Annotated in this window: 11 protein-coding genes; 5 read left to right on the top strand and 6 right to left on the bottom strand. The window is 59.0% G+C overall.

The features are described 5' to 3' along the window. Positions 1 to 161: 161 nt before the first annotated feature. Together cheR and FHL16_RS21055 are read right to left on the bottom strand one after the other, a co-directional pair. Positions 162 to 989, bottom strand: coding sequence for a protein-glutamate O-methyltransferase CheR (gene cheR, locus FHL16_RS21060; protein ID WP_010457158.1), 828 nt, complete (start codon positions 987 to 989; stop codon positions 162 to 164). A gap of 46 nt (positions 990 to 1,035) precedes the next feature. Then, entirely contained in the window at positions 1,036 to 1,968 is a 933-nt protein-coding gene (locus FHL16_RS21055) for a chemotaxis protein CheV (RefSeq protein WP_010457160.1), read from the bottom strand. An 82-nt stretch (positions 1,969 to 2,050) separates the two neighbouring features. Here FHL16_RS21055 and flgA point away from each other — a divergent pair, with 82 nt between their 5' ends. The 4 genes from flgA to FHL16_RS21035 all read left to right on the top strand — a co-directional run bounded on the left by flgA (position 2,051) and on the right by FHL16_RS21035 (position 4,659). Continuing rightward, positions 2,051 to 2,812, top strand: a complete 762-nt coding sequence (gene flgA / locus FHL16_RS21050) for a flagellar basal body P-ring formation chaperone FlgA (protein WP_077749189.1) — start codon at positions 2,051 to 2,053, stop codon at positions 2,810 to 2,812. Between the two features lie 165 nt (positions 2,813 to 2,977). Further along, positions 2,978 to 3,304, top strand: a complete 327-nt coding sequence (gene flgM, locus FHL16_RS21045; RefSeq protein WP_010457164.1) for a flagellar biosynthesis anti-sigma factor FlgM — start codon at positions 2,978 to 2,980, stop codon at positions 3,302 to 3,304. A 48-nt stretch (positions 3,305 to 3,352) separates the two neighbouring features. Continuing rightward, positions 3,353 to 3,820: a flagella synthesis protein FlgN gene (locus FHL16_RS21040; protein WP_010457166.1), complete on the top strand. Its 468-nt coding sequence runs from the start codon at positions 3,353 to 3,355 to the stop codon at positions 3,818 to 3,820. A gap of 92 nt (positions 3,821 to 3,912) precedes the next feature. Then, positions 3,913 to 4,659 (top strand): flagellar brake protein, encoded by a 747-nt coding sequence (locus tag FHL16_RS21035; RefSeq protein WP_042932643.1) that lies wholly within the window; start codon positions 3,913 to 3,915, stop codon positions 4,657 to 4,659. 66 nt (positions 4,660 to 4,725) lie between these two features. On the opposite strand, the gene FHL16_RS21030 is transcribed toward FHL16_RS21035, so the two are convergent. From FHL16_RS21030 to FHL16_RS21015, 4 genes are all read right to left on the bottom strand, one after another. Further along, positions 4,726 to 6,102 (bottom strand): MFS transporter, encoded by a 1,377-nt coding sequence (locus FHL16_RS21030; protein ID WP_010457169.1) that lies wholly within the window; start codon positions 6,100 to 6,102, stop codon positions 4,726 to 4,728. A gap of 70 nt (positions 6,103 to 6,172) precedes the next feature. Beyond that, the gene (locus tag FHL16_RS21025) at positions 6,173 to 7,414 is read right to left on the bottom strand and encodes a glutamine synthetase family protein (protein WP_177346246.1); all 1,242 of its coding nucleotides are present in this window, start codon (positions 7,412 to 7,414) and stop codon (positions 6,173 to 6,175) included. Between the two features lie 201 nt (positions 7,415 to 7,615). Then, entirely contained in the window at positions 7,616 to 8,308 is a 693-nt protein-coding gene (locus FHL16_RS21020) for a sensor histidine kinase (protein ID WP_077749187.1), read from the bottom strand. Beyond that, positions 8,305 to 9,909 (bottom strand): tetratricopeptide repeat-containing response regulator, encoded by a 1,605-nt coding sequence (locus FHL16_RS21015; RefSeq protein ID WP_010457175.1) that lies wholly within the window; start codon positions 9,907 to 9,909, stop codon positions 8,305 to 8,307. Before FHL16_RS21015 ends, FHL16_RS21020 begins: the two co-directional genes overlap by 4 nt. Positions 9,910 to 10,113: 204 nt before the next feature. Between FHL16_RS21015 and FHL16_RS21010 the strand changes: the two genes are divergently transcribed. Beyond that, on the top strand, positions 10,114 to 14,265 hold the full coding sequence (locus FHL16_RS21010; RefSeq protein ID WP_077749186.1) for a CheR family methyltransferase: 4,152 nt from the start codon (positions 10,114 to 10,116) through the stop codon (positions 14,263 to 14,265). Position 14,266: the final 1 nt, after the last annotated feature.

Below are 14,266 nucleotides of genomic sequence, written 5' to 3'. Positions count from 1 at the left end.
TGCTCGCGATAGCGGTGTAATAGAAACATTGATGTTGGCTGACACGACGCCATCGCGAGCAGGCTTGCTCCCACAGGGGGATCGTGGTGATGTCAGGGAAATCATCGGGCAAAAAAAACGGGAGCCCCTGAGGACTCCCGTTTTTTGATGCGGCCAACGAATCACTTCGCCTGGTAAATGATCCCCGGGCTGCACTGGACCATCTGGTAATGATCCGGCAAACCGTTCAGCGCTTCGGAGGCGCCGAGGAACAGATAACCGCCTGGCTTGAGCGTGCTGTGAATACGCAACAGGATGTCTTTCTTCACCTCGGCGGAGAAGTAGATCAACACGTTGCGGCAGAACACGATGTCGAACTTGCCCAGGGCCGCGTAGCTGTCCAGCAGGTTGAACGAGCGAAACTCCACGCGACTCTTGATCGGCGCCTTGATCGCCCAGCGCCCCGGCCCTTTGGGGTCGAAGTAACGCTGAAGGCGCTCGGGCGACAGACCACGGCCGATGGCCAGGCTGTCGTACTCGCCGGTCTTGCAGTTGGTCAGCATGGTGCCGGACAAGTCGGTCGCGACGATTTGCGCGCCCATCTTCAACTGGCCCATGTTGACGCGCTCGAACTCATCGATCGACATCGACAGCGAATACGGTTCCTGACCCGACGAGCACGCCGCCGACCAGATCCGCAAGCGCTGGCCGGGGGCCGCCTTGATCGCTTCGGGCAACACCTTGTTCTTCAAGACTTCAAACGGATAGGTGTCGCGAAACCACAGGGTTTCGTTGGTGGTCATGGCATCCACCACCATCTCGCGCAAACCGCTGCGCGGCTGGGTCTGGATGCGCTGAACCAGCTCACCCAGGGATTTGATGCCTTGCTGCTCCATCAGCTTGTTGAGACGGCTCGAGACCAGGTACTGCTTGTTTTCACCGAGCAAAATGCCACAGGCTTTTTCCAGGAATACCCGGAACTGTTCGAAATCCAAATTACCCGTAGACAAAGATGCCGCCTCTTAAATCGTGTTAACCGCCAGGGGCAGAAGGCCCCTAGCTGATATCTGCTGCTTTGATCCGGTCGACTACCCGGGATGCCAGGTCATCAGGACGGAATTTTGCCAGGAAGTCGTCCGCGCCGACCTTCTTGACCATTGCCTGATTGAATACACCCGACAACGAAGTATGCAGGATGATATGTAGCTTTTGCATGCGCGGGTCGTTGCGGATCTCGGCCGTCAGGGTGTACCCGTCCATTTCCGGCATCTCGATGTCGGAAATCATCATCAGGAACTCTTCTTCCGGCTTCTTGCCCTCATCGACCAGCTTGCGCAAGTAATCCAGCGCTTGCCTGCCGTCGTTCAATGCCACCACTTCAACGCCGACCGTTTGCAGGCAACGGGTCACCTGCTTGCGCGCCACCGACGAGTCATCGACCGTCAATACCCGCAAGGACAGCGCCTTGTGCTGGGTTTCGACATCCACCACGCCGACCGAAATCGCTTCCGGTGTCGGCGCCACTTCCGCCAGCACTTTCTCGACGTCGATGATTTCGACTAACTGATTGTCGACCCGAGTCACAGCCGTCAGGTAATGATCGCGTCCCGTGCCCTTGGGTGGCGGATGAATCTCCTCCCAGTTCATGTTGACGATGCGCTCCACCGATCGCACCAGGAATCCCTGGGTCTTGGTGTTGTACTCCGTGATGATCACGAAGGGATTGCTTTGATCTTTAAGTGCGCCGGAGCCGGTCGCCATCGCCAGATCAAGAATCGGAATGGTCGCCCCCCGGATATTTGCCACACCGCACACGACAGGACTGGACTTGGGCATCAGGGTCAGTTTGGGGCATTGCAGCACTTCCCGAACCTTGAACACGTTGATCCCATACAGCTGCTGGCCGTCGAGACGGAACAACAACAGCTCAAGGCGATTCTGCCCAACCAGTTGCGTGCGCTGGTTTACTGAATCCATTACACCAGCCATGCACTGACTCCTACACCAACGCTTAAGTGTGTTGCGACGCACATTTATTGCTAAACGGCACGGCGCTTGCTTTTTAACTCTTATGAACACAGAACCGACATTTTTCCGACGCCTGACATCAATTACCCGCAAATTGCTTTGCGCAATGTCGGCCGTCTGCCTGTTCAACGCTGGCAGCCCTGCCCTTGCTGACGCGGTTACCTTGCCTGACATGCTTATCGGCGTCACTCAGGGCTTTCTTGAATTCACCGTAGAAGACTATTTGGCTACCAGTCAAACGGAAGGACGCTACGAAATCGAAGTCAACCAGCTCGATCCGCGACTGCGCATGCCCATGTGCGACAAGGAATTGACAGCCACCCTGGAGAGCCCGGCGACCCCGATCGGACGGGTCACGGTCAAGGTCCGCTGCGACAGCACATCCCCCTGGACAGTCTTCGTACCCGCTCAAGTCCGCCTGTTTCGGGACGTTGTCACCACCACCCGGCCGCTCAAACGCGCCGGGGTCATCGAGCCCGGCGATGTCATGTTGCGCGAGCGAGACATCAGCCTGATCAACCAGGGTTATTTCACCTCCCTGGAACAAGCCGTGGGGCAGAAACTTACCCGACCAACGGTCGCCAATCAGGTCCTGACGCTGGTCCATCTCGAACAGGCGGAAGTCATCAGCAAGGGCGACCAAGTGGTGATTACCGCCCGCAGTGGTACGCTCAGTGTGCGTATGCCGGGCGAAGCCCTGTCCAACGGCGGCCTGCGTGAACAGATTCGTGTGAAAAACCTCAACTCCCAGCGGGTCATCAAGGCGCAAGTCATCGCGCCGGGCCAGGTGGAAGTTGCCATGTAGAACAATCTACTGGTGAAAGATGGCGCGCCGCCCGGCTGTTCCCTAAACTGTGCCGCAGGCAGGACAAGCGCTGGCGCATGCAAGCTCATTGATAAATGGGCCTAAAGTTTTCGCAGGGAGAGCCGAAAACATGGCAAGCGTCCAAATACCCAGAGGTTTTTTACCATGGTCATCGATTTCAGCCGTTTGAACAGTTCCTCGTCACTTACCGGTAGTACGCGTACCAGCACCGCGAAGGAAACCGCCGAAACCGGCACATCCGCGCCGCTGAATACCCCGGCCGAACAGGCCAGTACCGTCAAAAGCGGGGAATCGGTACACCTCAGCAATGAGGCTCAACAGTTGCAGAAGGTCACTGACAAGCTGCGCGATCAGCCTGCCGTCGACAACGCCCGCGTGGCCGAGTTGAAAGCAGCGATTGCCGATGGCAGCTATAAAGTCGACAGCAACCGTGTAGCCAGCAAACTGCTCAACTTCGAAGCCCAGCGCTAGGCCACGGCCTGCGCCAGGCTTTTGGACGCTTAAACCCCAAGGCCAGCCATGCACGACACTAATTTACTGCAACTGATCACCGACGACTTTGCTCCAGCGCAACGCTTGCTGGAGTTACTGCAAACCGAGTCCCTCGCCTTGCACGGTCGCGACATGCCGCTGCTCGAAGATATTCTGGCGCAGAAGCAGGCAATGATCATTCTGCTTGAACAGCATGGCCGCAAGCGCAGTGAAATCCTCGTCAGCCTCAATCTGCCGGCCGATCGCAGTGGCCTGGAGCAACTTGCCAGCCAGTCGAGCATCGGCGATCAATTGCTGGAACAGAGCGAGAAACTGACCGATCTACTGGCTCAATGCCAGGCAGCCAACGTCAATAATGGCCAGTCGATCCTGGTCCAGCAGGCCGCCACGGCCAATCAGCTGAAAATCCTCACCGGCGGCGAACCGCCAGCGCTTTACGATGCCCGCGGATCAACCTCCAAGCTCGCAAAGCCGCGCCCGCTTAGTCAGGCTTGAGCCTGTTGATGAGCACGCTCTATCAAGACGCCTCACATGCTGGCAGTATGCTAGCAAGTCGCAGTCAAATTTTGCCTGGAGAATGATGAACCGTGTTCAATGCCTTAAACGCGGACGATGCTCCGCAGCCACCCAAGGTGCTATCCACGCCGATGGAAATCGCCGGTAACCTGCGGCAGCTGCAAGAAAGCCATGATCCGTTGATCATCACGTTCCATGAGCGCACCCAACGCTTCCAGAGCTATCTGGTGAACGTTGATCGCGACAGCAATTCGATCGCCCTGGATGAAATGATCCCGCGTGACGGGGAACGTTTTCTGCTGGCCGGAGAACCATTCAAGGTTGAAGGCTTTCATGACGGCGTGCGCATCGCCTGGGAAAGTAACGGTACGCTGACCATCGATGAGTCCGGCGATGCTCGCTGCTATCGTGGCCCACTGCCCGCTGAAGTGATCTATCACCAGCGCCGTAATGCGTTCCGTGCAGCGTTGAAACTGGCGCAACTGGTCAACGTCGAACTGGGCGGTGAGAAACTCAAATCGACCTTGGGCGGCAAGCTGCTGGACATCTCGGCCACCGGCTGCAAACTGCGTTTTGAAGGTGACATCACCGGCAGCCTGCAACTGGGCCAGGTCTATGACCGCTTTGTCGCCGCCCTGCCCTTCGGCAACATGACCGCACCGGTCGAATTGCGTTACCTGCACTTCGAAGAGAGGATCTCCACCACCTTCGCCGGTGTTCGCTTTCATAACATGAGCGGTCTGGTGCAGCGGCAAGTCGAACGGTTCGTCTATCAGCTACAGCGTGAAGCACGCCGTTTCGACAAAGACGACATGTAATACGGTGCTTCAACAAAAAACGGGCAGTCCCTTGCGGTGACTGCCCGTTTTTTTATGCGCAGGTTTTTAGGGCCTGGCTTCGGTGAAGCTTTGCTCACGACCCGCATCCGGGTCTTCTGATGGTGGATCGGTCTCGGTCTCGGGATCCGGCTCTGGTTCAGGCGCAGGTTCCGGGCTGATCGGATTTTGCATCTGATCCTGCACCACCTGCTCATCGACCCGCGGGTCAAGGCACGCCACCAGCGGCGAACTCGACATGCTGTCCGGCATAGCCACGTGATGCAACGGCGCATCTTCGACCTGATGCAGGTTGGTGACCGCTTTCGGGCGAATCCGCCACACCAGCACCAACGCGAAGAAGCTGAAGAAGGCATATAGCATGTGGCTGCCGAACAGCTTCATCAGGACCCCGGCCACCAACGGCCCGATGCTGGCACCCACGCCGTAAGTCACCAGCAACATCGCTGTCAGGGACACGCGACGATCACCTTCGACGTGGTCATTGGAGAAGGCCACCGCCAGCGGATACAGGCAGAACATCACCAGCGAACAGAAGAACCCGGCGACGAACAGAACCTCCAGCGGCACCTGCTGCATGATCGCCAGCGGCAACGCGGTCAGGGCCAGGACCACCGCAAAACAGCGGATCAACAACGCCCGGTCATAACGGTCAGACAGCCAGCCCAACGGCCACTGCACCAGCAGCCCGGCAAAAATGCAGCTACCCATGAACAGACCGACCTGCTCGGTGGACAATCCTTGCTGCGAAGCATACAGCGGCGCCAGACCGTAGAAGGAGCCAATGATCAGCCCCGCGCCCAGCACCGTGCTCAATGACTGCGGCACGCGCTTGATGAAGAACCGCGGCTCCATCGGCGCCGGATGCAATGGCGCCGGGTGAATCCGCCGGGTCAGGGCCACCGGCACCAGGCACAGCGCGAAGCACAAGGCGACCAGCATCAGCAGCTCCAGGCCCAGGGCCGGGTGCATGACCAGAATCAGTTGGCCCAGCACCAGCCCCAGGTAGGACGCGATCATGTAGCCGCTGAATACCGTGCCACGCTGGGACGCTTCAGCCTGCTCATTGAGCCAGCTTTCGATCACCATGTACTGGCACATCATGCCGAGACCGACGATCACCCGCAGGAATATCCACGCCGGCAACCAGTCGACCAGGCCGTGGCCGAGCACCGCCGCGCCGACAATCCCGGCGCAGGCCGAATAGGCGCGAATATGCCCGACCCGGGCGATCAGTCGGTGACCGATCTTGCCACCCAGCACCAGGCCGAAATAGTTGGCGGCCATCAACGCACCCACCCACAAGCTGTCGACGTTATCCGCCGCCAGACGCAAGCCCAGGTAGGTACTCAGCAAGCCTGAGCCGATCAACATCATCAGCGAGGCAAAATAAAGCGCTCGAAAAGGTTTCCAGATTTGGCGCATCGGCGTTCCGAGCGGCTCCTTGCGGTAAGAAACGGGCTATCCGAAAAGATAGCCCGAAGACGACAGGTCATCAGGCCTGGGTGGCCAGAACACGGCGCTCCCAGGGGGTAATTTCATCAAAGAAGCTGGTCAACTCCATGGTCTTCGAAGCGACGTAGCCTTCGATGAACTCCTTGCCGAACAGTTCCTTCGCCAATTGGCTACGTTTCAGACGTTCAAGAGCGGCATGCAAGGTACACGGCAACGAAAGATTATCCGGGACTTCGAATTCGCCCTGGATCGCCTCGCTCGGCTCCAGTTCGTTCTCAATGCCATACAAACCGGCGGCAAGACTGGCGGCGATCGCCAGATACGGATTCGCATCAGCCCCCGGCAAGCGGTTTTCGACCCGACGGGCGGCCGGTGAACTGGCCGGAATGCGCAATCCGGCGGCCCGGTTGTCGTGGGACCAGCAGGCATTGTTCGGCGAAGCATACGGATGGCACAAGCGCTGATAGGAATTCACGTTCGGCGCAAACAACGCGGTGAAATCCGCCATGCCGGCCTGTTGGCCACCAATGAAGTGACGGAAGGTCGAGGTCGGTTGGCCTGCCGCATCGCTGAACACATTTCGTCCGTTGCCGATCTCGACGATGCTCTGGTGAATGTGCATCGAACTGCCCGGCGTGTGCGCCAGCGGCTTGGCCATGCACACCACGCTCAGGCCGTGCTTGAGCGCGACTTCCTTGAGCAGGTGCTTGAACAGGAACGTCTGGTCGGCCAGCAGCAACGGATCGCCGTGCAGCAAGTTGATCTCGAACTGGCTGACGCCCATCTCATGCATGAAGGTGTCGCGCGGCAAACCCAGGGCCGCCATGCATTGGTAGACTTCGCTGAAGAATGGCCGCAGACCGTTATTGGAACTGACACTGAACGCCGAATGACCTTCCTCGCGCCGACCGTCCAGGCCCAACGGCGGCTGGAACGGTTGCGTCGGGTCGGGATTGGGCGCGAACACGAAGAATTCCAGCTCGGTCGCCACCACCGGTGCCAGGCCCAGCGCCGCGTAACGGGCGATCACCGCCTTGAGTTGGCCACGGGTCGACAGCTTCGAGCTCTCGCCGGTCAGTTCATCGGCGTCGCAAATGGCCAGTGCCCGCGGTTGCTGGCTCCAGGGCAGGCGGTGGATGTGTGCCGGGTCAGGCACCAGCGCCAGGTCGCCATCATCGCTGCCATAAAAGCGTGCGGGCGGATATCCGCCCATGATGCATTGCAGCAGCACACCCCGCGCCATCTGCAAACGCCTTCCTTCGAGAAACCCCTCGGCGGTCATTACCTTGCCCCGAGGCACGCCGTTCAAATCCGGCGTGACACATTCAATCTCATCAATGCCCGTCAATCGCTGTGCGAGTGAACGCTGGCCATCGGTTGTCATGACGCAATCCTTTGTAATTGTGCGAGCCGCGAACGGCGACCCGTACAAAATAGGCTCCGCCTGTTCGGAATATCAAGCAGCGCCACACAAAAAGAAACGTCAGGGCAGACAGAGGCTGAACACCCCACCACCCAACGGCCCGCCGTTGCTGATCCGGGTGCGTCCTTCCACGCCATTGCGCTGATGCAAGGCGGCGATCCGTCCGGCGAAATACAAGCCCAGGCCTGTGCTGCCGCTGCTGTGGTTGATGCCCTGCACATAATCGGCCTGACGCTCGATCATCTCGACCGGATAACCGTCGCCATCGTCGTTGATGGACAGCACCAGTTCGCCGGCCTCGTCGCCGACACTGATCAGCAATGACTGGCGGGCGTAACGAATGGCGTTGTTGATGCAGTTGGCCAGCACCGAGGCCACCAGCTCGCGATCGAAGAAACCCAAGGGGCTCAACGGGTCGACTTCATAAGTCGCGACAATGCCGCGACTGGCGAACACTTCCTGATGAGCGGCCAGTTGCGCTTCGATGAAATCATCCAGCTCATGATAGGCCGGCTGCAACGGCATCTGATTGACGCCCAGTTTGTACAGCCCCAGCAACTGCACCAGCATGCCGTTGAGGTGAGCGAACTCGTACTCGATGACGCCCTGCTCCGGGCTGTGCCGCTCGGGATCGGGCAAGCGGGCCAGCCATTGGCTGTGGGCCTGCATCAGCAGGGTCAACGAGTTCTTCATGTCGTGCACGGTGGAGGCAATCACCGTCGAAAAATCCAGTGCAGAGTTGTCTTGGCTCATCCGCTGAACGCCTTGATTTTCAGTTTCTGAAAGCGCGGATACCGCGCGTCGGTGTCGGGCATCATGCCCACCAGTTTCAGGCAGGCCCGGCATTCATCGAGCTCGGCCGACGCTACGCTGGTATCGGTGCCGTGCAGCAGCGATTGCGCCATGTTAAGGGCGATACTGATGTTCTTCGGTTGCAGCGCCAGCGCTTTGCGAAAGATTGCCCGGGCTTCGACCAGGTTGCCGGTCTTGTACACCTGCACACCCTGTCGGTTGAGGTCGGAGGCCGCGTTGCTCTGGCTGAGGATCGTCGGGTCGTCGGTCAGTTTGGCGATCCCTTGCATCACCACCGGATCGTCACCGTAGATTTCCGCACAGTTTTTCAACATCGTCGCGCCGGCGCTCGCCTGGCCGAGCATTTGCAGCTGCTTGGCCACCAGCAGCGCGGCTTCGGCGCTCATGAACTGCTCCATGCCATCAAGGCGCATCATCGCCTGCTCGGTGAGCTTCTCGGCGGTTTCGGCGTCGTTGAGCAACAGGCTGGTGGCTTTCATCAGGCGCGCACGAATCTGCAGGCCAGGATCAGACGGGTTTTCCTTGGCCACCAGGCTGAGGGTCGTATTGATCTCCAGTCGGGTGCGGGTATCCAGGCCTTTCTCGCTGCCTTTGCTGATCAACGCATGGGCCAGGCCGAGGTTGCTTTCGGCATCCTTGAAGCGTGACTGCGCGCCTTGGGACACGGCCTGGCGATAAGCCTTTGAGGCCGTATCGAAATCTTCGTTGGCCATCGCCAGTTTGCCCAGCAGAGCTTGCCGGCGCACCGCCAGCGGCGACAGGCGAATGGCTTCTTCCAATACTTTCTGCGCGCCCTTGGTATCCCCTTCGGCCACCAGCACATCAGCCATGCCGTCATACAGCGCCGGCATCATCGGAAACACTTTCAGGGCTTTTTCGTAGACGCCTTTAGCCTGGCTGACCTGGCCACGCTTGAACAGCAACTTGCCCAACCCGGCAAACGCCCACGGCAACGGCCGATCGGCAATGATGCTGTCGTAGAGACGTTCCAGCGCTTCGTTTTGATTCAGGTCGCGCAAGGCGTCCGCGCGGTAACGCAGGCACAGCGGCGAATAACGGATGTCCTTCTTGCACAGCTCGATGCAGGCATTGAGCACTTCGAGCGGTTTGCCACGATCGAGCGCTTGCAGGATCGGCTTGAGCAGGTTCTTGCGCTGTTCCAGACGCTCCAGGCGCTGGGCCAGGCCGGAACGGTTGAACGGCTTGGTCAGGTAAGCGTCGGGTTCGTGTTCCAGCGCGCTGAGCACCATGGCCTGGCTGGTTTCGGCAGTGACCATGACGAACACGCTTTCATGGCTGATCAGCTTTTCGATCATCAAGTCTTCGAGGACTTGCTGGCCGTTCTTCTTGCCGTCGCCGAGGTGAAAATCCTGCAGGATGAAATCGTAGGCCTTCTGCGAACACATGCGCAGCGCCTGCTCCCCGGTGTCTGCGGTGTCGACGTCCTTGACCCCCAGTTCACGCAGCATGGACCTGACGGAACTGCGGAAATCCGAGAAATCATCGACGATCAGAAAACTCTTTTGGTGATACGACAGCATCGAAGATTTCCAGGCAATTTGAGAAGAAGACAATGACCGTTCGGGTTATCGGCCAGGAGTGCCGTTCCCTTGAGAACTCCAGCCAATCAAGTGTCTCTAAATATTTGAAGGTGTTATTGAAAAACGGGATTATGCTGCTTTATTGACGCGCTTTTTATAACCGAAGATATCAATAGACCGCAGTCGCCGACTAAGGCAGAAGAAATGACCAGCACCCCCCAGCACTCGGCCCCGGCTCCTGAGCGTAAGGCCCTGAAGCCCAGCACCCTGGATTTTCCAGTGGTAGGCGTTGGAGCGTCGGCGGGCGGGCTGCAAGCCATCAAACTGTTTTTCGAGAACATGCCGCATGACAACGGCATGGCGTTCGTGATCATTCTTCACCTGTCGCCCGATCACCAGAGCATCGCGGACAAGATCATCCAGGAATCGACCCGGATGCCAGTCCTGCAAGTCACCAAAACGGTGCCGATCGAGAAAAATCACGTTTACGTCATCTCGCCGGCTCAGCGGCTGACGATGAATGACGGGGTGCTTGAAGTCAGCAGCAACGACCCGCACGGGTCTCGGCACGCCTCGATTGATCTGTTTTTCCGCGACCTGGCCGAAGTCCACCGCGAGCGCGCTTTCTGCCTGGTGCTGTCAGGCAGTGGCTCCGATGGTGCGGTCGGGCTGTCGCGCATCAAGGAACACGGTGGCATCACCATGGCCCAGGCACCGGAAGATGCCGAGTTTGACGGCATGCCTCGCGCTGCCATCGAAACCGGCAATGTCGATCTGGTGTTGCCGGTGGTGGAAATGCCGCAAAAGCTGCTGGAGCTGTGGCGAAACTCACAGGAAATCAGCCTGCCCACCGCCAACGACCCGGACCTGCAAACGTTCGCCTCCGTGTCCGAGCGTGACGCGGCGCTCGCCGAACAGCTGCTCCATGACATCCTGATCCAGCTGCGCACCGGCACCGGCCATGATTTCAAGCACTACAAGCGCGCGACCGTGTTGCGGCGGATCGAGCGCCGGATGCAGGTCACGGCCCAACCCGACCTGGGTGCCTATTTCCGCTTCCTGCAAAACAATCCCGACGAAACCAAAGCCCTGCTGGGCGATATGTTGATTGGCGTGACCAACTTCTTCCGTGATCGCGAGGCGTTCGAAGCCCTGGAGCGGAACGTGCTGCCGCAACTGGTCAGTGCCGCCGTGTCGGCGCAGCCCGAGAAAGAAGAAATCCGTGTCTGGTCCGCCGGTTGTTCAACGGGCGAAGAAGCCTACAGCCTGGCGATGCTGCTCAACGATCAACTGCAACTGGACGCCAGCAAAGCCTCGCTGCAACTGTTCGCCACCGACATTGACGAGCGCGCCATCAGCATCGGCCGGGCCGGTCTGTACCCGCAAGCGATCGTGACCGATGTGCCGCCGACGCGCCTGCGGCATTACTTCGTCAAGGAAGATGACCACTACCGGATTCGCAAGGAAATTCGCGAAAAGGTCCTGTTTGCCAAACACAGCCTGTTGTCCGATCCGCCCTTTTCGCAGATTGACCTGATCGTTTGCCGCAACCTGCTGATCTACCTGGATCGCGAAGTGCAGCGTGAAATTCTGCAAATGTTTCACTTCGCACTGCGTCCGGGCGGTTTCCTGTTCCTGGGCTCTTCCGAGAGCGCCGATGCTTGCCACGAACTGTTCGCTCCGGTGGACAAGCGCAACCGGATCTTCCGCGCCAAGACCGGCACGACCAATAGCCGACGTACCCCAACCATGCCGCGCGGCGGGTATGTGCGCAGCAATATTTCCCGTGAGACGCCGCAAAACGCGGTGCAGCGCAAACTGTCCTTTGCCGACATCCATCAGCGCGCCCTCGAAAGCGCGGCGCCACCGAGCATGATTGTCGATGCCAACGCCGACATCCTGCACATGAGCGATAGCGCTGGGCGCTTCCTGCGCCATGTGGGCGGCGAGTTGTCGCGTAACTTGCTGACGCTGATTGTTCCCGAGTTGCGTCTGGAGATTCGCACCACGCTGTTTCAGGTCCAGCAGAGTGGCCTGGTGGTCAAATCCCGTGCGGTGCCGATCAGCCGGGACAACCGGCGTTACAAAGTCGACCTGATGGCGCAGCCTTATAAGGACGAAGAGTCGGACGGCGAGTTTGTCCTGGTGATTTTCGAAGAGGCCGAAGTCGATCCCTCGGAACAGGCCGCCTCGACCCTGACGCAAACCGAAAGCCAGGTGCTGTCCAACCTTGAACGCGAACTGCAACGCACCAAGTTGCACTTGCAGGACACCATCGAACAATCGGAAGTCTCCAGCGAGGAGCTGAAGGCCTCCAACGAAGAAATGCAGGCAATCAACGAAGAGCTGCGCTCGGCCACCGAAGAGCTGGAAACCAGCAAGGAAGAACTGCAATCAATCAACGAAGAGTTACTGACGGTCAACTTCGAGCTGAAAACCAAAGTTGAAGAAACCGACAAGATCAACGACTACCTGACCAACCTGATCGCCTCCACCGACATCGCCACGGTGTTCGTTGACCGCAACATGCGGATCAAATGGTTCACTCCGCGCGCCACGGACATTTTCAGCATGTTGCCGGTGGATACCGGGCGCTCCTTGCTCGACATCACCCACCGACTGCACTACGACGACCTGGCCCGTGATGCAGCGCTGGTCTTCGAGTCATTGAACATGATCGAGCGCGAAGTCAGCAGCACCGACAAGCGCTGGTACATCGCCCGCCTGCTGCCCTACCGCTCCAGCGAAGACCATATCGACGGGACGGTGCTGACCTTCATCGACATCACCAAACGCCGCGCCGCCGAAGAAGAACTGCGCCTGGGCGAAGAACGCATGCGTCTGGTGGCTGAAAGCACCCGCGATTACGCGATCATCACGCTGGATGAACAAGGGGTGATCACCAGCTGGAACAAAGGTGCCGAGTTGATCTTCGGTTATGGCAAGAGCGAAGCAGAGGGGGCTTATTACGACTTTATTTTCTCTGAAGAGGACCGCGCCAGCGGCGTGCCCGAGAAAGAACTGCAGACGGTGCGCGACCATGGGCGCAGCGAGGACGAACGCTGGCACTTGCGCAAGGATGGCAGTCGGTTCTTTTGCAGTGGTGAGGCGACGTTGCTCAGCGGTGACAACCTCCGAGGCTACGTGAAGATTGCCCGGGACCTGACCGGCCACAAACGTCAGCACGAAGCGCAAAGCCTGGCGCTGGCCGAGACCCGCAACACCAATTACCTCAAGGACGAGTTCTTCGCGGTCATGTCCCATGAGCTCAAGCACCCGCTGAACCTGATCCAGCTCAACGCTGAGTTGCTGCGTCGCCTGCCGGTGACCAAGTCCGTGGCTCCGGCCGCCAAGGCCGTCAATACGATCTGCGATGCCGTCAATAGCCAGGCCCGGATCATCGATGATCTGCTGGATGTCGCCCGTGTCCGTACCGGCAAACTCAAGCTACAACCCGTCGCCACCGACCTGGTCAGCGTGCTGCGTGATATCCACAGCGTCGTGCTCAACGAACGGCACGAAACCACGGTCGAGTTGCATGTGCCTTCAGAGCCGTTGATGGTGCATGCCGATCCGACACGCCTGGAACAGATTATCTGGAACCTGGTGAACAACGCGCTGAAATTCACCCCGCCCAATGGCCACGTGCAACTGATCGCCAGCCAGGACGGGAACAGGGTGCGGCTGGACGTCAAAGACAACGGCACCGGCATTGCCGCCGAGAACCTTGAGCACGTGTTCGATCTGTTCGGGCAGGCAGAGAAGCAACATGCCACGCACAACCGTGAAGGGCTGGGGATCGGCCTGTCGCTGGTCCGCCAACTGGCAGAAGCACAACACGGCTCGGTTGAAGTGAGCTCACCCGGGTTGGGTGCAGGGTGCACGTTCAGTGTCTACTTGCCGATGGCCAAGACTGATCATGACGCTCAAACCGCTACGCAGGTCGACGAGGGGGCCGGACGGCTGAGCGGCTTGACCATTCTGCTGGTCGACGACTCTGCCGAAGTGCTGGAAACCTTGAAGATGCTGCTGGAAATGGAGGACGCGCAAGTGATTGCCTTCGACCGTCCGGTGGCCGCGCTGGACGCCGCAAAAGGCACGCACTTCGACCTGATCATTTCGGACCTGGGCATGCCAGTCATGAACGGTCACGAACTGATGAGCGCTTTGCGGCAACTCCCGCTGCTCAGGGATGTGCCGGCCATTGCGCTGACGGGCTACGGTGCCCAAAGCGATATTCAGAAATCCCGGCAATCGGGCTTCGACCAGCACATCGGCAAACCGGTGTCCTACGATGAACTGATCGAGACCATCGAGGAACTGCGACGCTCCTCGAGCCTGTCGATCGGCAAATGAC

The sequence above is a fragment of the Pseudomonas sp. FSL W5-0299 genome (assembly GCF_005930655.1).
In the GTDB taxonomy this organism is placed as follows: Bacteria; Pseudomonadota; Gammaproteobacteria; order Pseudomonadales; family Pseudomonadaceae; genus Aquipseudomonas; species Aquipseudomonas mandelii.
The sequence above is the reverse complement of the archived record's forward strand: the minus strand, read 5'-3'. Positions and strand labels throughout refer to the sequence as shown.

Excerpts from the sequence above, each read along its gene's own strand:
- FHL16_RS21055 (WP_010457160.1), bottom strand. The coding sequence starts at position 1,968 with ATGGCTGGTGTAATGGATTCAGTAAACCAGCGCACGCAACTGGTTGGG.
- FHL16_RS21015 (WP_010457175.1), bottom strand. The coding sequence starts at position 9,909 with ATGCTGTCGTATCACCAAAAGAGTTTTCTGATCGTCGATGATTTCTCG.
- flgA (WP_077749189.1), top strand. The coding sequence starts at position 2,051 with ATGAACACAGAACCGACATTTTTCCGACGCCTGACATCAATTACCCGC.
- flgM (WP_010457164.1), top strand. The coding sequence starts at position 2,978 with ATGGTCATCGATTTCAGCCGTTTGAACAGTTCCTCGTCACTTACCGGT.
- FHL16_RS21030 (WP_010457169.1), bottom strand. The coding sequence starts at position 6,102 with ATGCGCCAAATCTGGAAACCTTTTCGAGCGCTTTATTTTGCCTCGCTG.
- FHL16_RS21020 (WP_077749187.1), bottom strand. The coding sequence starts at position 8,308 with ATGAGCCAAGACAACTCTGCACTGGATTTTTCGACGGTGATTGCCTCC.
- FHL16_RS21010 (WP_077749186.1), top strand. The coding sequence starts at position 10,114 with ATGACCAGCACCCCCCAGCACTCGGCCCCGGCTCCTGAGCGTAAGGCC.
- FHL16_RS21025 (WP_177346246.1), bottom strand. The coding sequence starts at position 7,414 with ATGACCGCCGAGGGGTTTCTCGAAGGAAGGCGTTTGCAGATGGCGCGG.
- FHL16_RS21040 (WP_010457166.1), top strand. The coding sequence starts at position 3,353 with ATGCACGACACTAATTTACTGCAACTGATCACCGACGACTTTGCTCCA.